At 48.4% G+C, this 22,754-nt stretch carries 18 protein-coding genes and 2 riboswitches; of the genes, 17 read left to right on the plus strand and 1 reads right to left on the minus strand.

Annotated elements, in window-relative coordinates:
* Nucleotides 1-54 precede the first annotated feature (54 nt).
* From P5G61_RS15440 to P5G61_RS15490, 11 genes are all read left to right on the plus strand, one after another.
* Nucleotides 55-1,347 (plus strand): arsenic transporter, encoded by a 1,293-nt coding sequence (locus P5G61_RS15440; RefSeq protein ID WP_301247359.1) that lies wholly within the window; start codon nt 55-57, stop codon nt 1,345-1,347.
* A gap of 755 nt (nt 1,348-2,102) precedes the next feature.
* A complete protein-coding gene (locus P5G61_RS15445) occupies nt 2,103-3,026 on the plus strand; it encodes a phosphate ABC transporter substrate-binding protein (RefSeq protein ID WP_301247360.1) in 924 nt (307 codons plus the stop codon).
* A gap of 142 nt (nt 3,027-3,168) precedes the next feature.
* Complete coding sequence (gene pstC, locus P5G61_RS15450; protein ID WP_301247361.1) at nt 3,169-4,077, plus strand: phosphate ABC transporter permease subunit PstC; 909 nt, start codon at nt 3,169-3,171, stop codon at nt 4,075-4,077.
* 2 nt (nt 4,078-4,079) lie between these two features.
* Nucleotides 4,080-4,967 carry a phosphate ABC transporter permease PstA gene (gene pstA / locus P5G61_RS15455; protein ID WP_301247542.1) on the plus strand — a complete coding sequence of 296 codons (888 nt, stop codon included), beginning with the start codon at nt 4,080-4,082 and terminating at the stop codon, nt 4,965-4,967.
* A gap of 12 nt (nt 4,968-4,979) precedes the next feature.
* Nucleotides 4,980-5,735, plus strand: a complete 756-nt coding sequence (gene pstB / locus P5G61_RS15460) for a phosphate ABC transporter ATP-binding protein PstB (RefSeq protein ID WP_024632233.1) — start codon at nt 4,980-4,982, stop codon at nt 5,733-5,735.
* A 228-nt stretch (nt 5,736-5,963) separates the two neighbouring features.
* Nucleotides 5,964-7,055, plus strand: a complete 1,092-nt coding sequence (locus P5G61_RS15465) for a phosphotransferase enzyme family protein (protein ID WP_301247362.1) — start codon at nt 5,964-5,966, stop codon at nt 7,053-7,055.
* Between the two features lie 29 nt (nt 7,056-7,084).
* The gene (locus P5G61_RS15470; protein ID WP_301247363.1) at nt 7,085-8,362 is read left to right on the plus strand and encodes an MFS transporter; all 1,278 of its coding nucleotides are present in this window, start codon (nt 7,085-7,087) and stop codon (nt 8,360-8,362) included.
* Nucleotides 8,363-8,699: 337 nt separating this feature from the next.
* Nucleotides 8,700-8,823: riboswitch (glycine riboswitch) on the plus strand.
* Between the two features lie 4 nt (nt 8,824-8,827).
* Nucleotides 8,828-8,969, plus strand: a riboswitch (glycine riboswitch).
* Nucleotides 8,970-9,081: 112 nt separating this feature from the next.
* Nucleotides 9,082-9,771, plus strand: a complete 690-nt coding sequence (gene sdaAB, locus P5G61_RS15475; protein WP_024632230.1) for an L-serine ammonia-lyase, iron-sulfur-dependent subunit beta — start codon at nt 9,082-9,084, stop codon at nt 9,769-9,771.
* Nucleotides 9,761-10,711 (plus strand): L-serine ammonia-lyase, iron-sulfur-dependent, subunit alpha, encoded by a 951-nt coding sequence (sdaAA, locus tag P5G61_RS15480; RefSeq protein ID WP_024632229.1) that lies wholly within the window; start codon nt 9,761-9,763, stop codon nt 10,709-10,711. The genes sdaAB and sdaAA overlap by 11 nt, the downstream gene beginning before the upstream one ends.
* A 262-nt stretch (nt 10,712-10,973) precedes the next feature.
* Complete coding sequence (locus P5G61_RS15485; RefSeq protein ID WP_301247364.1) at nt 10,974-12,191, plus strand: YhgE/Pip domain-containing protein; 1,218 nt, start codon at nt 10,974-10,976, stop codon at nt 12,189-12,191.
* Between the two features lie 107 nt (nt 12,192-12,298).
* Nucleotides 12,299-12,811 carry a PadR family transcriptional regulator gene (locus tag P5G61_RS15490; RefSeq protein WP_024632227.1) on the plus strand — a complete coding sequence of 171 codons (513 nt, stop codon included), beginning with the start codon at nt 12,299-12,301 and terminating at the stop codon, nt 12,809-12,811.
* A 147-nt stretch (nt 12,812-12,958) separates the two neighbouring features.
* Here P5G61_RS15490 and P5G61_RS15495 read toward each other — a convergent pair whose 3' ends face one another.
* Nucleotides 12,959-14,713 carry an alpha-glycosidase gene (locus P5G61_RS15495; protein ID WP_301247543.1) on the minus strand — a complete coding sequence of 585 codons (1,755 nt, stop codon included), beginning with the start codon at nt 14,711-14,713 and terminating at the stop codon, nt 12,959-12,961.
* Between the two features lie 277 nt (nt 14,714-14,990).
* Between P5G61_RS15495 and P5G61_RS15500 the strand changes: the two genes are divergently transcribed.
* From P5G61_RS15500 to P5G61_RS15525, 6 genes are all read left to right on the plus strand, one after another.
* A complete protein-coding gene (locus P5G61_RS15500) occupies nt 14,991-15,674 on the plus strand; it encodes a response regulator transcription factor (RefSeq protein WP_079348744.1) in 684 nt (227 codons plus the stop codon).
* A 14-nt stretch (nt 15,675-15,688) separates the two neighbouring features.
* The gene (locus tag P5G61_RS15505; RefSeq protein WP_301247365.1) at nt 15,689-17,218 is read left to right on the plus strand and encodes a HAMP domain-containing sensor histidine kinase; all 1,530 of its coding nucleotides are present in this window, start codon (nt 15,689-15,691) and stop codon (nt 17,216-17,218) included.
* An 82-nt stretch (nt 17,219-17,300) separates the two neighbouring features.
* Nucleotides 17,301-18,215: an ABC transporter ATP-binding protein gene (locus P5G61_RS15510; protein WP_024632223.1), complete on the plus strand. Its 915-nt coding sequence runs from the start codon at nt 17,301-17,303 to the stop codon at nt 18,213-18,215.
* Nucleotides 18,212-18,928 carry an ABC transporter permease gene (locus P5G61_RS15515; RefSeq protein WP_301247366.1) on the plus strand — a complete coding sequence of 239 codons (717 nt, stop codon included), beginning with the start codon at nt 18,212-18,214 and terminating at the stop codon, nt 18,926-18,928. The genes P5G61_RS15510 and P5G61_RS15515 overlap by 4 nt, the downstream gene beginning before the upstream one ends.
* Nucleotide 18,929: 1 nt before the next feature.
* Complete coding sequence (locus P5G61_RS15520) at nt 18,930-19,664, plus strand: ABC transporter permease (protein WP_301247367.1); 735 nt, start codon at nt 18,930-18,932, stop codon at nt 19,662-19,664.
* A 281-nt stretch (nt 19,665-19,945) separates the two neighbouring features.
* Nucleotides 19,946-22,660, plus strand: coding sequence for a PAS domain-containing hybrid sensor histidine kinase/response regulator (locus P5G61_RS15525; RefSeq protein ID WP_301247368.1), 2,715 nt, complete (start codon nt 19,946-19,948; stop codon nt 22,658-22,660).
* Nucleotides 22,661-22,754 lie beyond the last annotated feature (94 nt).

Genomic DNA, 22,754 nt, shown 5'->3' on the forward strand with positions numbered 1-22,754 from the left:
TCATGCTCCAAACATGATGAATATAGCGGGCGCATAGTGGGCGCAGGAGGCTTTATGACATATGTTGCAATTCTTATTTTTGTCCTGACCATCACGCTGGTTATCTGGCAACCTCGTGGATTGGGCATCGGATGGTCCGCCATGGGCGGGGCTTTGCTAGCCTTAATATGTGGTGTTGTCAGTCTGAACGATGCATCTGATGTAGCTTCCATTGTATGGAATGCAACCCTGGCTTTTGTTGGTATCATCATGATCTCGCTAATACTCGATGAGACAGGTTTCTTCGAATGGGCTGCTCTTCATATGGCAAGGCTGGCAGGAGGAAATGGCCGCAGGCTGTTCATCTATTCCATTTTGCTCGGGGCGGCGGTGTCCGCTCTCTTCGCCAATGATGGTGCAGCGCTAATTCTTACCCCGATTGTGCTGGCGATGGTACGGGCATTGAAGTTCGATGAGCGTATGGTGCTCGCCTTTGTTATGGCTAGTGGATTTATCGCGGATACAACTTCGTTGCCGCTGGTTGTCAGCAATCTGGTCAATATCGTTTCTGCCGATTATTTCGGTATTACATTTGTGGAATATGCGGTGCGGATGGTTGTGCCGAATCTATTTTCCATCGTGGCGAGTACAGGGATGCTGTTCTTGTTTTATCGAAAAAGCATCCCGCTTCGCTACGATATCACATCAGCACGTGATCCACAGGAAGCCATTCGTGATCCGCGGATGTTCCGCATCGCCTGGTTCATGCTGGTGCTGTTGCTAGTTGCCTATGCATCCAGTGAGTTTTTGCCGATTCCGGTATCCGTTATCGTCGGTGCAGTGGCTCTTTTGTTCGCCATATTAGCCAGAAAGAGCGAAGCTGTGAACATGAAACGCGTAATCAAGGAGGCTCCATGGTCCATTGTGGTGTTCTCGGTGGGCATGTATATCGTGGTGTACGGACTGCGCAATGCCGGATTAACCGATTACCTGAGCCGCTGGCTTGATGCGATAGCAGACCATGGTCTGCTCATTGCTTCAATTGGCATGGGCATGATTGCAGCGGTGTTGTCATCCGTAATGAACAATCTGCCCACCGTGTTAATTAACCTATTAGCGATTCAGGGTGCACATACCGAAGGCATTGTGCGTGAGGCGCTGATCTATGCCAATGTTATTGGATCTGATCTAGGCCCCAAAATGACACCAATCGGCTCACTTGCCACATTACTGTGGCTCCATGTGTTATCCCGCAAAGGTGTGAAGATCACATGGGGATATTATTTCAAGGCAGGCATCATCTTAACCATTCCCACACTCTTAATTACCTTGGCCGGATTGGCGTTATGGTTATGGATTTTGGGTTAGTACAATCGTATTTTACATTAGCAATCATCCTGTGATCCAACTTGTTGTAAAAAGCTGCTCTCATGCGCTGGTGCTCCACACTGGCTATGAAGCAGTTTTTTTATTTCTTCTATAGAAGAAATAATTCTCTCTCTACATTAAAGGATGTACACAAAGGCCAGCATCTATATTGCTGGCCTTTTCTTTTTGCCATCCCCCAGGCTGAGGATTAAAATGCCTGGGACACAACCAGTGCTGATACAGCGCAGGGAACGAAACGATTGTGTAAAAGCGAAGCTTATTCTGTGTAAGGATTTTCCCTGTAAGAAAAGATCAAAATTATCTTTTGTTCTTGATAGGTAGATAAAACACCGAACGTAGTGGAGGGGACGGAATCGATTCTGAAGAAGCGGCAGCGTTCGCCTTTGTCTCCGAATTTTAACATTATGAATATCAGATCAAAAAAAATTGGAGACAACAGCGATCGGAAGAACGATCCGTAACCGGAACGGCCACCCGAAAATATTAGCGATTTATTCATTAAGTGATAAAAATCTGGACACAATACGGATTGAAGCAACGTCCGTTCCCGAAGCAACCACTTCAGCAAGCAATTTGTCTCAGATGTGTTTCAATCCACAGCAAACATTTTTAACACTGCGTTTACAAAACATTGATTTTGAGATGACATAACGAAACTACAATGAATAAAGAGTTGATGGTGAACAAAAATAAAAGCAAATCACCGTCACTAAATTGGGGGAGGAAAACAAAACATGTTTAAAAAGTTGCCGTTCATTTTGATGACCTTAACGTTCGTACTGGTACTCGCAGCATGCGGATCGAAAAATGACGCTGGTACAGAGGGAAGCAATAATTCCACAGGAGAAACTGCTACTGAACTTAGCGGAAACATTCTGGCTGTTGGATCAACAGCACTGCAACCTCTGGTAGAGCAAGCTGGACAAAAATTTATGGCAGTTGATGAATATAAGAGCGTAACGGTACAAGTGCAAGGTGGCGGTAGTGGTACTGGTTTGACACAAGTATCCGACGGACAAGCTACAATCGGTAACTCTGACGTATTTGCAGAAGAGAAGATCGATGACGCAGCAAAAGTAAGCGAACTGAAAGATCACCAAGTAGCTGTTGTAGCAATTGCACCAGTAAGCAACAAAGATGCAGGTGTACAAGATTTGACGAAGCAACAACTGATCGACATTTTCTCTGGTAAAATCACAAACTGGAAAGATGTTGGCGGTAAAGATCAAGCCATCGTTATCGTAAACCGTCCTAGCAGCTCCGGTACTCGTGCAACATTCGAGAACTTTGCACTGGGAACAAAAGTTGAAGATATCCAAGGTTCTATTCAGGAAGATTCCTCCGGTACAGTTAAAAAGCTCGTAGCTGAAACGCCAGGCGCAATCGGTTATCTGGCTCTGTCCTACCTGGATGACAGCCTGCAAGTTTTGAAATACGAAGGTGTAGAAGCAACAGTTGAGAACGTTGAAGCAGGAACTTATCCGGTATGGGCTTACGAGCACATGTACACAAAAGGTGACCCGGATGCAGCAACACAAGCATTCCTCGACTACATCCTGAGTGACGAAATTCAACAAAACGACGTGACGGAGCTTGGTTACATTCCAGTATCCGGCATGAAAGTAAAACGTGACGCAGCAGGTACTGTGACTCAATAATCTTTGAACTTGCGCATACAGCGAGAGAGGCGGACCCAGGTCCTGCCTCTTTGCGCGGTTTGCTCTGGAATTATCCCATATTTTGCATGAATTCTACTATAGAAGGATGGTTGTTATGGAACAGACCGAAGGGGGAACGGTAATGAACAACAAGTTGAAACCGCGCCGGCCCTTGAGAGAAAAGCATTATTGGGAAGAGTGGACGGGACGGATCTATACGTCGATTTGTGTCGTTTTCCTGATCGTTGTCATGTTTTCCATCGTTTATTTTGTAGCGTCCAAAGGCTTATCGACCTTTTTCCAGGATGGCGTAAGTTTGCGCGAATTTTTATCCGGCAAAACGTGGAATCCAACGGGGGAACCCGCTGCCTTTGGAGCTTTACCGTTCATTACGGGGTCATTCATAACAACATTGCTTGCTGCCCTGATCGCAAGTCCACTTAGCTTGTGTGCAGCGCTTTTCATGACCGAGATTGTACCGGGTAAAGGTAAAAAAATATTGCAACCTGCGATTGAACTGCTGTCCGGTATTCCTTCCGTTGTATACGGGTTTATCGGTCTCAGTGTTATCGTTCCTTTGTTGCGCAGCATGTTTGGCGGAGCCGGCGTCGGGATTGCAGCCGGATGTTTGGTTCTGTCCGTTATGATTTTGCCTACCGTAACAAGTATTATGGCAGATGCACTGTCTGCACTGCCAAAAGGTCTGCGTGAATCGTCCTATGCACTGGGTGCAACCCGCTGGCAAACGATCTATCGTGTCATTATCCCTACGGTTCTTCCAGCTTTGCTGACAGGTATTGTACTTGGTATGGCTCGCGCATTTGGTGAAGCTCTTGCTGTACAGATGGTTATCGGTAATGCACCGCATGTGCCGACATCCCTGCTCGAATCGGCTTCAACGTTAACGAGTGTAATCACACTGAGTATGGGTAACACCACGATGGGATCTGTTCATAATAATGCACTGTGGAGTATGGCGCTTGTCCTGCTGGTGATGACCTTTGTCTTCGTCATTCTGGTTCGCCTGCTTGAAAGGAGGAACCGGGTATGAAAATGAAGGCTAAAACGGTTGATAAAATAGCAACTTACATCATCGTTGTTCTGGCCCTGTTCATTGTTGTTCTCTTGCTCGGTTTGCTTGGCTTCATCTTGGTACGTGGAATTGGGCAGATTAACTGGCACTTCCTGACCAGTGCACCACAGCTGCTCAAAGGTGGAGGCGGGATTGGACCGCAATTATTCAACTCGATCTTCCTGCTTGTTCTGACCTTGATTATTACCATCCCCCTTGGCTGGGGCGGCGGTATTTATATGGCCGAGTACGCCAAGCCTGGCCGGATTACAAGCTTTATTCGATTGGTTGTGGAAGTGTTATCCTCATTCCCGTCTATCGTTATTGGTTTGTTCGGACTCTTGCTGATTGTTAATACATTTGGTCTCGGATTCTCCCTGTTATCGGGTGCCATGGCCTTGGCTATATTCAATCTTCCACTCATGGTACGGACAACGGAGCAAGCGTTCCGGGCCGTTCCGAAAGAGCAGAAGGAAGCGGGTCTTGCACTCGGATTGTCCAAATGGAAGATTATCACTTCCATTCTGCTGCCTGTTGCATTGCCCAGTTTAATCACGGGTACGATCCTGGCATCGGGCCGGATCTTCGGTGAAGCAGCAGCTCTGATGTTCACAGCGGGTATGAGTAGTCCACCGCTGGACTTCACGGACTGGAATCCAACGAGTCCAAGATCGCCGATCAATCCATTGCGTCCGGCAGAGACGCTGGCGGTGCACATCTGGAAAGTAAACAGTGAAGGCATTGGCCCAGACTCCAAAGAAGTAGCAGCTGGCGCTTCAGCCGTGCTTGTACTTCTCGTGCTGGCGTTCAATCTGAGTGCACGCTGGATCGGTCGGGTAGTCTACCGCCGAATGACAGCTTCGAAATAAGGAGGAACCAACATGGCCATACCTTTCGGTACGGAACAGTTAAGCATATATTATGGGCATTTTCAGGCTGTGAAGCAGATCAGCCTGACTTTCCCTGAAGCCAGTGTAACAGCCCTCATTGGCCCATCCGGCTGTGGTAAATCCACGTTCCTGCGGTCGTTGAACCGGATGAACGACGAGATTGCCGGTTCCCGTACGGAGGGACATATCTGGATGGACGGCAATGATCTGAATGAGCCGGGTACGGATGTGATCAAGCTTCGCCAAAAGATTGGCATGGTGTGGCAGAAGCCCAACCCGTTCCACAAGTCCATCTACAACAATATCGCGTTTGGCCCCCGCTACCGTGGTATCAAGAGTAAGAAGGCATTGGATGAAATTGTGGAAAAAAGCCTACGTCGCGCTGCGCTCTGGGACGAAGTGAAGGACAGACTGAATGAGTCTGCACTGGCCCTTTCAGGTGGACAACAGCAGCGGCTCTGTATCGCTCGCGCGTTGTCGGTTGATCCGCAGATTTTGCTGCTTGATGAGCCGGCATCTGCGCTTGACCCGGTATCTACGGGCAAGGTGGAGGAATTGATCTCGGAGCTCAAGAAAGAGCTGCGGATCGTGATCGTTACCCATAACATGCAGCAGGCGGCACGCATCTCGGATTATACGGCTTATTTTTATCTGGGAAGCATGATTGAGCACGGAGATACGGAGCATATTTTCACCAACCCGGACAACCGTCTGACGCAGGAATATATTATGGGACGTTTCGGTTAATTGTTATATTGGATGGAGTATGAGATAGAGATAGATCTATAGAGATAGAAGGAAGCATAACACCCGGGCGAGACAGTTCGGGGGTTATGCTTTTTTTATGTAATTCTACATATGGAATAGTTTGCCAAAATAAAAACAATCATGCTACGATATTTGTAAGCGCCACCTTTAATTTGATAAGAGAAGGAGATGTGGATCATAACTACCCATAAGATATCCCATGACATCATGGCAATTGAAATTATTTCGCTTTATTCTATAGAAAAGCCATCCGTTTCCTTTATCCGACATAATGAAAATCTAACGTACCAGGTGGTGGATGATGTAACCGGACAGAAGTTTTTATTGCGTATACATAAAGCCGCTTTTGCAAGCATGACGGGCATCCAGCATACAAGACCTGCTCTTGAAGCGGAGATGAATCTGCTTCATGAATTACGGGCTAACAGCCCATTGCGAGTGCAGACACCTGTACGCAATACATCGGGAGAGTGGGTCACTGCCTGGTTGGACGAAGCAGGAGAAGAGATCTGTTGTACTGTCCTGGAATGGATCGAGGGCAGGGATATCAAACAGGGAGAACGTCTGACGACAGCACAGATTCATAATTTGGGCGTACAGTTGCAGACGCTGCATCAATATGGACGAAGACCAGAGGAAGCTCCCAAGCCACAGGTGGGTTCACAGAAGTCTGAAGGCGGACTGCAGGTGAATGACCATGAACAGCACGCTGATAAGGCGATCATCCCAGAGGTCTATACCGATAGCCCCGCCTTGGATCCAACGGGAGTAAGGCCTGCCTACGGCTCGATCAAAGAGAATCTGGTCATGTTGGAGCAGCTGGAGGAGGGCGTTAGACGTGGCATCTTTACTCCTGAAGATTTCGATCTGATCCGTGAGACGTTTGAGAACATTAACAGGCAACTCGAAACGTATCCGCACACTGCCGAGACCTGGGGAGTGATTCACGCGGATATTACCCGCGGCAATCTGCTGGTGACGGATCAGGGCATATCCATGATTGATTTTTGTTTATACGGTTATGGCTACTATCTTTTTGATGCCGGCGGGGCAGCTACGATATTCAATCGGGAGGAACGGGATATCTTCCTATCAGGTTATACGGAGCAGACAGAACCACTGACGAACCGTGATATTCGGTTAATGGAAGGGTTCATGCTAATCTTTACGTTTGGCTATTTCGCATTTCAGATGGAGAATGAGTCAAGGTACGAATGGATGAAAGAGCGAATGCCTCTTATTTGCAGCAAATTTTGCAGACCCTATGTACACAATGAGAGTATCTTCTATGAGTTATAATTTGTGAATTCTGTTGGGTGGGAAGCGCTATGAATAACATTCATGAAAAAAGAGTTGCTTCGAAGAGTCCGTCTGGTGGCTGGAAGCATGCCGGATTGCTACTTGGCGGTGTGGGCATATCCAATTTGGGTGATTTCATATATATTGTGGCGATTAACCTGATGGTGTTGAATATGACACAGTCCCCGGCGGCAGTCGCAGGATTGTGGATTATCTCGCCGATTGCTTCGGTGTGCACGAAGTTATGGTCAGGCAGTCTGATTGATCGCTATGATCAGCGACAGTTGATGATTGGTGCTGATATTCTAAGGGCAGTGTTGGTGGCAACGCTCCCCCTGATGTCCAGCCTATGGATGATGTATACAGTGATGTTTCTGATCAGTATGTCTTCCTCCATATTCGTCCCTTCCTCTCAGGTGTACATTACCCGGCTGGTACCCGCTGAAAGGCGTAAGCGCTTCAACTCCTTGCAAGCCCTAATCAGCTCAGGTGCATTTATTACCGGTCCGGCAGTCGCGGGAGTGATGCTGATATATTTATCTCCGGCTGCAGCCATTTATGCCAATGCGGTTTCCTTTGCTGCTTCTGCTGTGATTCTATTGTTTCTTCCCAAATTGGGCTTTGGAGAACAGAATCAAGGGAAGGGAAACAGGCTGACACCTTGGTTGATTGCCCAGGATTGGAAGGCTGTACTGAGCTTTAGCCGGAAGTCGAGCTACGTGGTCGGTATATATGCCCTGTTTCAGATCATTCTGGTGGTCGGCATGTCGCTCGATGCGCAGGAAGTGGTGTTTATCCGTCAGGTGATGAACCTGCCTGAATCGCAGTACGGAGCTTTGATGAGTATCACGGGGATTGGTTATTTGGCAGGCTCCATGCTGGTTTGGCTGTTCGCCAAACATTTGCCGATCCGTCACATGATGGGTGGCGGTGTGCTTCTGGTCGCGCTAGGTTATTTCCTGTTCGCCCGTTCGTTCTCGTTTGAACTGGCGGCGTTTGCTTTTATTCTGCTTGGTCTGTGCTCGGCACTGGCGAATACGGGCCTGGTTACCTTTTATCAAAATAATATCCCTGTCGATCTGATGGGCCGTATGAGCAGTATACTTGGACTGGTGTTAAGCGTGCTGCAGGTGGTTTCCATTTTGGTTGCAGGCGTGGTGGCAGAGCAGTTGTCGCTTCGTATGGTATATACGGTTGTATCTGGTGTGATGGTGCTGGCAGCGTTGGGATTGTGGGTGACGAGCATGTTTCCTTCCCGAAGCAGGTATTACGATGAACCGGCGAAGCCCAAGGCGGTGGTGGGGTGACAGGCAGAAATACGGCAATTCTAGTACAGAATAATGGTTGCCTGAATACCCGAACCGTTCTGTGGATCTTAACATAGATAGTACTAATCACAGATATTGCTCATAGAAACAAACGAATGTATACGCTTTCTGAATGAAACGCATTAACACATTCATGTGATAAAAGTTTACAAATTGTTGATTTATTCTGTGTATGAAATGGAAAAAAGTAAATATTCACAAAGAAATCGTTAAGTTTGTTGACACTGATCTTCCGGTCGATTAATCTTAATGAGAAAGTAATAAAAACTTCAATTATCGTTCTGGTACACGATCAGAATGGTTCCATACAAGCGAATGATAGCGAGCGGGAGAGTCCTGGGCATGCCGAGTAAAAAGGCAGCTGTCGGGCACCGAAGGAGCAAGCTGCTACGCACCCGGCGCAGTGGTTAATCTCTCAGGTAAATGTACCATCGTTGGACGCAACTCTGGAGAGTGCGCGATCTGCGCCACCCAAGGGGTATATGGTCAAGCAGCACGGTGTGCAGGGGACATTACCTGTGAATACAGGGCATGCATCAATCCGCCGCGCTTCTTATCATGAAACTCTCAGGTATCGAGGACAGAGAGAGGGCCTTAAGGCCTTCTTCTGTCCTTTTCTTATGTCATCATTCAGTAATAAAGGAACATTATGGGTGTATGTCTGGATGAAAATGACGATTATAAATGGAGGGTTTGCGATGCGTTTTAAAGACGTTTTTTCAATTATTGGTCCGTCCATGACAGGTCCATCAAGTTCACATACGGCTGGAGCAGCAAGATTGGGTCGAATTGCCCGTCAGTGGTTGGGGTGCACGCCTGAACGTGCCCGTTTAACGCTGTATGGCTCCTTCGCCGATACGTATCAGGGGCATGGTACGGATCTCGCATTGATCGGTGGCTTGCTTGATTATGTAACCGATGATCCCCGTATACCGGATGCAGAGCAATATGCAGAGGAAGCGGGTATGGAGGTGGAGTTTTTTACAAGTGGTCTGCCTGCTCCTCATCCTAATACGGTCAAAATTGAGTTATGGCACGGAGACCGCGAATGTTCACTAATCGGTGCTTCCATTGGTGGTGGTAGTGTGTCGGTACATGCATTGAATGATTTTCGTGTACAGATCAGCGGAGAGTTTCCGACACTTGTGCTGCGCCATTCGGACAAAGCAGGGGTGCTCGCCTCCGTAACCTCCACAATCAGTTCGTCAGGTGTGAACATCGGGTACATGCAAGTGGATCGGAAAGCCCGGGATGGTGAAGCGCTGACAGCGATGGAGATGGATGGTGTGCCGAATCCTGAGATGTTAAACCGTCTGCGGTCGCTGGATCATATGCTGGACATTCGCGTGATTGATTTGAAGAGAGGGGTCGAGCCGGATGCGGTTTAAACATCTACATGAACTGAATACCATCTGTACAGCAGAGTCCAAAACCATTGCCGAGCTGATGATCGAAGAGCAGGTTCAGGAGACGAATATCCCGAAAGCGGATGTTGTGCGGCAGATGTCGGATTACTATCAGGTGATGAAGGAAGCTGTGCACAAAGGGCTGACAGAAGATACGACATCACGCAGCGGCTTGACTGGCGGAGACGGCAAAAAAATGGCCGAGTACATTCGTAAAGGCGAGACTTGCTCTGGAGATGCATCTGCACTAGCCATGGCGTATGCCCTTTGTGTATCGGAAGTGAACGCATCCATGGGCCGAATCGTAGCGACACCGACAGCCGGTTCCTGTGGTATCATTCCAGGTGTATTTATCAGCTCCCAGGAGCGTTTTGGCTGGAGTGACGAGCATCTGGTGAACGGTCTGTTCTGTGCGGGAGCGATCGGTTATGTCATTGCCAACAATTCATTTATTTCCGGTGCCGAGGGCGGCTGTCAGGCTGAAGTGGGTTCTGCCATCGGCATGGCCGCTGGAGCGATGGTGGAGCTGCGTGGAGGGACGCCGGAGCAAGTGGTTCATGCAGTAGGTCTTGCGTTAAAAAACACATTGGGCCTTATCTGCGATCCCGTCGCAGGCCTCGTGGAAATTCCGTGCATCATCCGTAACGGACTGGGTGCCGTAACCGCGTTGGCTGCGGCCGACATGGCGCTGGCCGGGGTACGAAGTGCCATTCCGTCTGACGAAGTCATTGATGTCATGCTTGAAGTAGGCAGTGCCATGCCAAGCAGGCACCGTGAAACGGCCCAAGGTGGGCTGGCTCAAACACCAACGGGACGGAAAATGATGGAGAAGCTCGCCAAACCGAAGGCAAAGCGTGCAGAGCCTGAAGTTGAAGCGGAGTCTGAGTCCCCTGCTGAAAACAAACCTGAACCTAAGGCATGACAACCATGAACGAACATGAACTGAATTAACTCGGAGTCTGGATCATAAACGTCGATGCTGCTCCCATCTTGATATGAAAGCCGATACGAATTCTTCCTGATGAAGAGGCGTATCGGCTTTTTTTTTTTTTGCTGTTCCAAAAAAAGAAAAATAAATGGGTATTGATGTTTATGTATCGATTAGATATATTAATAACTGACATATATCAATATGATATATAGAAAAGCTAAATAACGTAATACAACCTAAGGAGATGAATAAGATGAAACGTGTTTTTCAAACGAGTCTTCTGTTTATGAAAAATGGAGCTACGATTGTCGGGTTGATTACGGCCGTATTATTCCAGGTTTTTTTTAATACCATCTGGCTTAGTGGGTATGATCAGGTTAATGCACGGATGACTCAGCTTGCGGTGACCATTGTGAATGAAGATGGGGTTGAGGCTGAGCATGTAGCCAAGTCTCTTGCAGCAGGACTTGGCTTTGTGATCAAACCATCCGCATCGATGGAAGAAGCCAGACAGCTGTTAACCGACCGGGATGTATACATGATTATTGAGATTCCATCGGGTTTCATGCAGCAGGCGGGAGATTTATCGCAACCGGTGAAGGTGAAGTATGTGATGAATGAATCCAACGTAGCTACCGTGAAAAGTGTGATGCAGAACGTATCCGCACAAGTTACAGCGACGTTGAACCGTGAAGTACAGCAAAATGGCATTCGTGGAGTGCTGGATCAATCGGGTATGGCTTCCGATCAGGCAAATGCGCTGGCGCTGGGGTTATCTTCCCGGGTGGAGGCAGAAGTGGAACGGCTGAATCCAGTTCAAAACTTTGCCTTTTCGATGGTGCCGATGCTGATTGTGACGGCTACGTTTACAGGTGCGATGCTGCTTGGTATGAATCTGCAAAAAGTGTCTGGAGAACTAAGTAGCAAGGCGGGAAAATGGGAGCGTTTCTGGGCACGCAATATCATCAACCTGGGTGCTGCATTTATCGTATCGCTCGTTGGAGCCGGGATGATGCATGTTATGGGTGTATCATCAGCGGATGGATGGTGGATGTTATGGCTATTTCAGTTGTTGATTACCTTATCTTTTCTATTCGTCGCGCAATTGAGCTTGTTGCTGCTTGGAAATGCCGGGGCTTGGTTAAACAGTGCTTTGCTGCCTCTGCTGATGTTGTCATCGGGCGCAACCATTCCGCGTGATGTCATGTCTGATTTCTATCAACAGATCGGTCATTATCTACCGGCAACCTATGCAGTGGAGGGCATGATGAATCTGGTGCTTGGCGGCAGCGGGATTAGTCATGATGTTCTGCTTCTGGTGGTGATTGGAGCGGCGACGTTGGTTCTGGGTGTGGTGTGCACGTGGATCAAACGCTCGAGTCCTGCACAATCCGGCATTCCTTTAGAATCCAAAGCTGCTGCTGCTCCTGCCGCTCTGGCTGGGAACCTGACTTCGCCTGACCATGGATGACAAACATTTTTCATCCCTTGGGAACTCAATCGCAGATGCCTGCTGATGTTGAACGTATAAGGGAGGATGTGATACGTTAAGAGGAATTGGAAAGGAGCGGTACACCGATGAACACACAGCATGTCATCCTCGGAATACTGCACAATCAGCCATGTTCCGGATATGAGATCAAGCAGTACTTTGAACAATATTTTTCGTTTTTCTTCGATGCGAGCTTCGGCACCATTTATCCCACACTCGCGAAGATGGAAAAGTCAGGGTTATTGACCAAGGAATCCGTTAGACAAGAAGGAAAACCTGACAAAAATGTGTATACATTAACACCGGAAGGTTCTGCGGAGTTCAGTACCTATTTGATGAGTCCCCTGGAAGCCGAAGTGTTCCGTTCTGATTTTCTGATGCGTCTGTATTTCGGAGAGCTGGCAGATGAAGATACCGTCACAGGGTGGGTCCGGGCGGAGCTGAATCGTAAAGAATTGCTGTATGCCGAGCTGCAGCGCCAGATGAAGCAACTTGGGGAACAAATATCGCCTTCACAGCGTTTATGTATGCAAGTAGGGCTTGTGCAATATGAGGCCACGATTCAATTGCTCAAGCAGCAGTTATCCACGCCACAGTAAATTTCAGTCGTAATCGTGAAATGAATCGATCGGATCATCCATCCATAACGCAGAACAAGCGCTCTACAGAACCATCACAGGTCTGCGAGCGCTTATTTGCGTTGCTTTCAATGTAGCAAACTCCAAGGTCATAACAACATCAAGCTGCTACACGATATCTGTGCTGAGTACAGCATATCCATATGCGGGCAGCTCAACGGCCAGGATTCCCTTTTCCTTGGCTGTTCGATAATTCTCCCCAAATAACTCCGTCCAATCCCCGGCGCCCGCCTCCAGCTCGACGATAGCCGTTTCTTCCGAACGATTGAACAGGATCAGAATGCGTTCCTTATCATCCTGTCGTTCCATTAAAAGCTGACTTCCGCCCTCACGGGCTTGCAGGAAACGTATGCTGCCTTCCGCACGCAGGGCAGGATGGGCATGGCGAAGTGCAATCAGCTTCTGATAAAAGGTGAACAGCTCGCGATCCTGCTTTGCCTCATCCCACTCCATGCATTTCCGACAACCGGGATCATGATCGCCGTCCAGTCCAATCTCGTCCCCGTAATAGATGCACGGGGCACCCATATAACTGAATTGGAACAGCGCAGCCAGTTTCATCTTCCGCTGGTCGCCCTCACATAAGGTGAGCAGTCGTGGTGTATCATGACTGTCCAGCAGATTGAACGCCACTTCGCTGGCTTGCAGCGGATAGCGGGACAGCTGTCGACCGATGGAGTTCGCGAATTGGTCAGCGTGCATGTCACCTTTTACAAAAAAACGATTTACCGCTTCCGTAAACGGATAGTTCATCGAGGCATCGAACTGGTCGCCTTGCAGCCAGGAGGAGGACTCATTCCATACCTCACCCAAGATATAGGCATCCGGATTTGCAGCCTTGACCACCTTGCGGAAATCTTGCCAGAATGCATTATCCACTTCATCCGCGACATCCAGCCGCCAGCCATCCGTGCCTACTTCCTTGATCCAGTACTCGGCGACCTCCAGCAGATATGCCTTCACTTCAGGATTTTCCGTATTCAGCTTCGGCATATGAGCCTCGAAGCCAAATGTTTCATAGGTAGGAATGCCATCTTTCACATCCAACGGGAATTCATGCACATGGAACCAGTCCTTATATTTGGACTTCTCCCCGTACTTTTGCACATCGACAAACGGCGCAAACGTCTTCCCGGAATGATTGAACACCGCATCCAGCAACACACGGATTCCGCGTTTATGGCATAGTTCAACCAGCCGTTTGACTGTATCTGCATCGCCAAAATGCCGATCTACTCGCAGGTAATCTTCGGTATCGTATTTATGATTGGTCGTTGCCTCAAAGATGGGTGTGAAATAAATGGCGTTAATGCCCAACTCTTCAAGGTAATCGAGATGGTCGATGACGCCCTGAAGATCACCGCCAAAGAAGTTAAACGGGGTTGGCTCGCCACCCCAGGGTTCCACATGTTCAGGATCGAGATCCGGGTTGCCATTGGCAAAGCGTTCAGGGAAGATCTGATAGAAAATCGCATCCTTTACCCATGCAGGCGGTGTGAATACAGCTCCAGGATGGAGGTACGGAAACTGGAACATTTGACCGGGATCGTCGGGTTCATGCTCCTGGAAATCCGTTTCGGTCATCCAAATCTGTTCGGAACCATTTTTCAGCATAAAAGAATACTTCAGCCGATGATACGGAGGCTTTACTTCCCCCTCATAGTAATCGAACATGGAATCGGAGGTGAATTTGGTTAAAGGAATCAACTCTTTGGTACGTTCCCAAGCGTATTTGTCCCCGGTCAGGGCATGTACCTCGGTGAGATCATTCTTTTTGGCACGCAGACGCAGACGAATGGTATCCTTATCGTAGGCGTAGGCCCAATTCCGTTTCGGTTGATGATAGATGGCTTCCAGCAGCATTTGAATCTCCTCCCGTCGTATACACACGTAGTATGTGAGCAAGTCGCAGCATTCGATGCAGATCAATCCCGGGATGTATGCAACATGCTTATGTTGTTGAATCAACCTTTGGCCCCTTGCATGAATTATGCGAAGCGGTTGATTAAGGTATAATTTAAAATAAAAGGACATCCATAGTTGTATGGTGATCAACTCGTACATTTTATACAAACAATATGCTTGATTATGTTTCAAATATTATTAACCCAAAGGGTGCAGAAAGGAAACGAATACGCGCATGAAAACGAAGTTGTTATATATTGAAGACGATACCGAGATTGCCACATGGGTCAGGGATGACCTGGAGGAGCGAGGTTATGAAGTGGTATGGCTCGCAAGTGGCGAAGGCGCGGCTGAAGCAGCCGGAGGCTGCTCGTTGATTATTCTGGATGTCATGCTGCCGGGATTGGATGGATTTACGGTGGGACAGCGACTCAAAAAGGAACATCCTACCGTTCCCGTTGTGATGCTCTCGGCCAGAACGTCCATTGATGACAAGCTGCATGGGCTTGATTTTGCTGATGATTATGTAACCAAGCCGTTCCATCCGGATGAACTCGCCGCGCGGATTGAAGTCCAGCTTCGGAAGGCAGGGACTGCGATCTCAGCCGATACCGTGGTGAAGTTGGATCACCTGTCCATCTACGAGAAGGATAACCGAATCGTGAATGAGGAGACGGGGGAAGAAATTATTTTATCGGGGAAACAGTTTCATATCTTCGCTTATCTGCTCAGGCATATGGGCATGATTCGGACCAAAGAGCAGATCTATGAAGCCGTTTGGAATGAGCCTTACCTGGACGGGGACAAGACATTAATGGTACATATTCGTCATCTGCGCGAGAAGCTGGAGCGTGATCCGGCGAACCCTACGATCATCCAGACCGTTCGTGGTGTAGGGTACCGCGTGAAGAAACCATGATGAGGAAGTCCGGCATGCGAGGAACACAGGAGAAACGAAGAGGAAAGGAACGGCATTTCGCGGGCAAACGCAAGCTTCGTTTCGGTCGGTCCCTGATGTCCCGTTATATTATCCTCATTCTGTGTGCGGTTTTGTTTGTTCCGGTCGTCCTTCCGATTGTATCCGTGATTTATGTGGTGGTGGTGAACCAATCGAATACAGGCAATGCAGCACCTTATGGAGACTCCACTCATATTAGTAACCTCTGGTCACAGGCTGCGAAGAAGCTGGATGGGGCGACTCCGGCAGCAATAGATAAACGCATGGAGCAGCTGCACCATAAGTATCCTCTATCTTCCATGTACCGTGTGGATCAGAACGGGAAAACCGTCTTTATTTTGCCTGGCGAAGGGGTAGTTGTATCCGAGTCTTCATCTAATAATACGAAAATAACGACGTTAAAATGGACGTTGGACGATCTGAAAACAGAAAAGACGCAAATTCCTGCACAATGGAATGTGTCCCAGACGCTGCAATTTATGAAGGAGGCATTCTATCGCGATCCCCTGACGGTAGTTGCTTTTGTGGGAGGAAACAGCAAGGACAAGGGACAAGGTTTCATGGTCATTGAGGTGCCCCGTACGCTATTGCAGAAACCGCAGGATAACTGGCCTATGGAGCTTCTGTATTTGGGTGCATTGATGATGATCATCTTTTTGTTCTTCATCGTCATGTCGATCCTGTTCTTCGCGCGGATTCGCAAGCGGCTCATCCGGTTGCAGACCGCGATGATGACCCCGGGCAAGGAGGGCATTCCACTTCCGGTTGATATTCGCAGATTTGATGAGATCGGACAGCTGGAAGAATCATTCAACCAGATGGTGCATCAGCTAACGGACAGCCGTCACCGGGAACAGGAGGAAGAGCAGCTGCGCAAACGTCTCATTGCCGGGCTCTCTCATGATCTGCGTACACCCCTGACTGTCATTCGTGGACATATGCATGCTCTGCATAAAGAAGCGCTTAGTGACAAGGGCGTTAGTTCATTGGGACGCATGGAGGCAAAGATGGAAGACCTGGGTGGACTCATCGACAACATGTTATCGTACAATTTGCTTACTAGCGGGAAGTACACCTTGAATCTGGAAGAAAGGGATATACTCCGTATTGTCAGGGAAGCGGCAGCAGCGTGGTATCCCGTTTGGGAGAAAGAACAATTCGACATCGATATTGATTTGCCGGATGAACCTCTGATGTGGCAGGTAGATGAGCAGGGAATGCGTCGGATTCTCGATAATCTGTTCCAGAACGTGATCCGCTATGCGACGGAAGGAAGATACATTGGTATATCCACTGAGCAGATTCAGGGACGAACTGCTCTGGTCATCCGGGATCAGGGTCCGGGCATGCAGCATGAATCGGAAACGAAAGGAACAGGACTTGGCCTGTCGATTGTGGATCTGCTCGTTCGTGAGATGGGACTGCGCAAGAAGGTGGATAGTTCCGAGACAGGTGTGCGGGTGTATATCTATAATGGAACGGTAACGGGAAGTGAATTGAAATAACATTTTTTTAAACTAAACTTAAACTTCAGCCAACTTCAGCTTTAACCTTGGAAGGTTACGATGATATCCGAGGTGATTAACAGTGAGTGATAATATTATTCAAACCGCTAACTTATGGAAAACATACCGGGACCGTGCGGCGGTCCGTGAACTTGATCTGCATATTAAAAAGGGAGACATCTACGGCTTCCTTGGTCCCAACGGCGCTGGTAAAACAACAACCATTCGCATGCTCCTTGGCTTAATCAAGCCGACCAAAGGTGTCATCCGTATATTCGACAAGGATATCCGCAAGGATCGCATGGACATTCTGCGACGTGTAGGGTCATTGGTTGAATATCCGTCTTATTATGGACATCTGAACGCGGTGGAGAATCTGGAAACCTTGCGCCGGATATTGGATGTACCCAAATCGAGGATTGCCGAAGTGCTCTCCATCGTGGACTTGACCCGGGATGCCAAACGTTCCGTAAAAGGTTATTCGCTTGGCATGAAACAGCGCCTGGGTATTGCGAGTGCCCTGTTGGGCCAGCCGGATCTGCTGATTTTGGACGAGCCGACGAACGGACTCGATCCGGCAGGCATTCAGGAGATCCGGGAGTTAATCAAACGCATGCCGCTGGAACACGGCATCACCGTGCTGGTGTCCAGCCATTTGCTGAGTGAAGTGGAACAGATGGCGAGCCGGGTCGGCATTATCCGTGAGGGGAAGATGGTCCTTCAGGATACGATCGCTAATCTGCATAGCCAGACGGGCAGCTCCATTCGGCTGACGGTCTCCGAGCCGGAAGAGGCGATGAAACTGGCAAGAGAGCAGGGACAATTCGGTCAACGTGAAGGCGCGGCGCTCACGTTTCCGTATATGGATAATAGCGCGATTGCACTGCTGGTTCGTCGATTGGTTGAGCAGGACCATGCAGTCTATCGTGTGGAAGAGCACCGTCAATCCTTAGAGGACTTGTTCATGCGGGTCATCGGTGAGGGGGCAACGGTATGACGGGCCGTGCGTTATCGTCCGATTGGCTCAAAATTCGTGGCAAAGGCATTTGGTTTCTCGTTTTTCTGGCGCCTATTGGTCTCACGGTTATGCAGGCTCTGAACTTCGGATTGCGTTTGGACTACCTGAAAGAACTGTATGCAGGGAATCTGTGGGAGAGTTTGCTGGAGAATGTAGTTGTGTTTGTACCGCTTGCGTTGATGCTGGGGGCGACAATTCTCAGCTCAATGATCGCAAATGTTGAACATGAACAGGGCTCATGGAAGCAGCTGCTGGCGATACCGATCACCAGACCTGCGGTATACCTGGCCAAATTTCTGCTCGCTTGTATGCTTCTTATCATCTCCTGTTTGTTATTAACTACGGGAATTATTGGTCTGGGACTGGTGCTTGGATTCGATGCTGGAGCGATTCCCTGGTCCAAGGCAATCAAGCTGGGTTTGCTGCCACTGGCTGGTGCGCTTCCGGTGTTATCACTGGAGCTGTGGCTTACGATGGTGAACAAAAATCAGGCTCTTCCTGTCACGTTTGGTATTGTACTCGCTGTAATGGGCATGTTCGCACTTAGTATCTCACCGAACTTTCCGCTCGCTTGGGCACAGATGGCTTGGAGCAGCTCAAAGCCTTTCCTGTATGCAGGTATGGGTGTGGGTTCGGGTCTCCTGATCATGTTGCTGGGTATGATGCACTTTAGCCGGAAGGATGTGGCTTAAGATGAGTTTTGCGACGAGCTATTTCCGAATCCTGTCCTCTGAACGCCTCAAAATGGGCAAATCGCCTGTTTGGCTTCTAGTTCTGCTGAGTCCGTTAATTGCTTTGCTTATTGGGCTGCTGTCCACTCCTTCCGGTCAATGGAGTGTACTTATGGGCACGATGGTCTTTCTGCACGGATTGTTACTGCTGCCCATCCTGACCGGTGTATTTACCTCTTTCGTCTGTCGCTTCGAGCATGCGGGGGGAGGATGGAAGCAAATGCTGGTGCTGCCGCTTACCCGAACAGGTGTATATGCAGGCAAACTGACCATCGTGATTCTGCTTCTGGCAGGCACACAATTATTGTTGCTGGGGTCCATTCTGTTAGCGGGTACAATCCAGGGTGTGACGGATCCTATACCATGGGGATTCCTTACAGGCAAGCTGCTGCTGGGGCTATTTGCTTGTGTGCCACTCGCAGCTCTCCAGATGTTCGTTTCCTTGGTATGGAGCAGTTTTGCCGCTCCGCTTGCATTGAATTTTGCGTTGACCGTACCTAATATTCTGATCATCAACTCAAAGACCTTTGGCCCGTATTATCCATGGGCGCAGCCGATGATTTTAATGACACCGATCGAAGGCGGGGGATTCGGAGCATACAATGTTCCGCTTGGGACGATGCTGGCAGTGGTCGGAGGCAGTGCAGTTTTCTTTATTTTAATTGGAGTTTTATATTTTAGAAAAAAAGAAATTTGATCCACCTTTCTCAAGGCTGATCGTCGTTAAATAAAGATCCCCATCAACACCGTACGCGGAAAAAACCGTATGGCGTCGATGGGGATCTATTCATTTTAATTTTAAAATATCAAGTTTTTAAATGATTAGATTGTAAGCAAATTTGAACTGGAATCTGGTAAAATAAAAAAAGCTGTTTCTAGGGAGGCTTTCATGGTTATTCGAGGGTAGGCCCATTTCGCCGAAAATTATATTTTTTGGTTGTTAGATGAAGATATAGGCTGAGAAAAGAGGGGTAAGCCTTGGATATTAATAAAACGGAAACCCTAAAGCGCATTATTTCTGAGGGAAGTTCTTACCAATCATTGTTTTTTAATCACCCGGATGCCATATATGTGATGGACATCCATGGGAATTATATGGATGCCAATCCCTCGATTGAGAGGATTACGGGGTATACATTTGAAGAACTTCGTCGGTTGAATCGAGATGGGATTTGCCCTCCTGAGAGTGAGGAGTTACGTAGAGAATACATTCGTGAGGTGCTGGCTGGACATTCAGTCAGCAATTCGATCACATTTTATCATAAAGACGGTTCCCTGAAACAGGCCGAGATTACCTATGTCCCCATAACAGAGCAAGAAGAGATTGTGGGGATATACGGAATTGCCAGGGATGTAACTGAGAACTTAGAAGTGGAGCGTAAATTGCATGAAACGCAGGAGAAATACCAGATGTTGGCGGACCATGCCCAGGATCTGATCACCACAAGTTCGATGGACGGCAAGCTGCTGTATGTTTCTCCTTCCGTCTATTCGTTACTGGGATATCATCCGGAAGAAGTGACAGGAAAGTCCCTGAAGGATTACTGTTACCCTGGGGATTACCCTGAACTTTTGGAAATGTCGTCGAGCGGGAATAGCTGCAAGATGCGAGTGCTTCATAAGAAAGGGCATTACATCTGGATGGAAACGCTGGCGAAGCCTGTGGCTGGAGAAGAGGGCAAGAGTACGCAAATTGTCAGTGTCAGCCGGGATATTACCCAGCATAAAAATGCAGAAAGACGTCTGCGGGAGAGTCGTCAGCGTTACAAATCTCTGTTCGAACATAATCCGGCAGCGGTATATTCGCTGAATCTTGAAGGGCGATATACTGCAGTGAACCGCAATCTGGTCAAAATGCTGGATGTTCCTCGAAGTAAGCTGATCGGGCATTCTTTTCTCTCGCATCTGGATCCATGTGAAGTACACAGCGGACAGGCTTACTTCGAACTGGTGAAGCAGGGTAAGCCCCAACACTATGAGTCTCGGATCGTGAACTCCAGTGGCAGGAAGGTGGATGTATCCATCATTAATGTTCCCATCATTGTGGATCAGGAACTCGTGGGGGTTTACGGGATTCTGTCGGATATTACGGAGCGTAAGGACTATACGGAACAGATTCAGGAGCTTAGCAAACAGCACGCCCTGATCCTCAACTCGGTTACAGAGGGCATCTATGGATTGGACGCAGATGGCATCACCAGGTTTATGAATCCAGCTGCTGCTTCCATGTTCGGCTACGAAGCAGAAGAATTTGTCGGCAAAAGCTCGCATCCCATTATTCATCATTCACGTGCAGACGGTAGCTATTTTCCAAAAAAAGAATGTCCCATTCATATGACCGTGATGGACGGGAAGTGTCGTACAGTGAAGGAGGATGTGTTCTGGCGCAAAGACGGAACCAGCTTTCTGGTCGAATATCAGGTTACACCGATTATCGATGAGGGTCAGATTCGTGGTGCCGTTATCGTGTTCAATGATGTGACTGGAGATCGCGAAATTGTACGCGCCAAGGAAACGGCTGAACTCGCGGCTCAGGCGAAGTCGGAATTCCTGTCCATGGTCAGTCATGAAATTCGTACACCGATGAATGGAATTGTAGGCATGACTGAATTGCTGATCGGCACGGATTTATCGGACGAACAGCGGGAATACGCTGAGATCATTCGTGAGAGCGGCGATGCCCTATTAAATATTTTGAATGACATCCTTGATTTCAGTAAATTGGAGTCCGGGAAAATGGCTCTGGCCTACGAACCGTTCTCGCTGCGCATCATGCTGGAACAGGTTGCGGAGCTTTTCTCCCCTAGAGCGAAAGAGAAGCAGCTGAAGATCCGATATCGACTTAATCCCGATATTCCTGAATATATGGTCGGGGATGCGATGCGTATTCAGCAAATACTCGTTAATCTGGTGAGTAATGCCTTGAAGTTTACGGATCATGGGAGCATCGATGTTACGGTGGATATTATTCGCGGCAATAGACCGGAAGCGAGTGTACTGGATTTTGCGGTGAAGGATACGGGAATCGGCATTCCGGAAGATAAACTGGATCAGCTGTTCCAGTCCTTCTCTCAACTGCATCCTGTGATTAACCGCAAATATGGCGGGACAGGCCTTGGATTGGTGATTTCGAAGCGGCTTGTGGAGATTATGGGAGGCAGTATCAGTGTGGAGAGTAAAGATGGAGAGGGATCAACCTTCCGCTTCGCTGTGCCTGCCACAAGTGTAGATGCGACCGCAGAGGCAGAGCAATCTGCACGTCAATTTAGTCATGACCGCACACGCCAGGGAGATAAAGTGGCGATGCGTATTCTGGTTGCCGAGGATCATCCAGTAAATCGAAAGATTTTAACAGAGTATCTGGAGAAGCTCGGCTATCAGGCGGATGTATGCGCAAATGGAGTCGAGGCTATTGAAGCTATATCGCAAAATACCTATGATATTGTCCTGATGGATCTTCAGATGCCTGTCATGGATGGACTGAAAGCGACAGACCTTGTACACCGCTTAATCCCGCAGGAGCGGATTCCGGCTATTATAGCGGTAACCGGAAATGCCAAACGGGAAGACAAGGAAGCTTGCCTGGAGTTGGGCATGCGTGACTTTATAAGCAAACCGATCATGCTGAGCGAACTAAAGCGGGTATTGCAGCAATGGGGGCCGGCAGATGAACCTCAGCTTGCACCAAGCTGAGCCGTCGTCTGATCCAATGAACGACGAACACAAAATACGCCAATAACCTCCTATCCTATCAAGGAGCGTCATTGGCGTATTTATATTGTATGGT

The organism is Paenibacillus vandeheii, assembly GCF_030433635.1.
GTDB classification, from domain to species: Bacteria; Bacillota; Bacilli; order Paenibacillales; family Paenibacillaceae; genus Paenibacillus; species Paenibacillus vandeheii.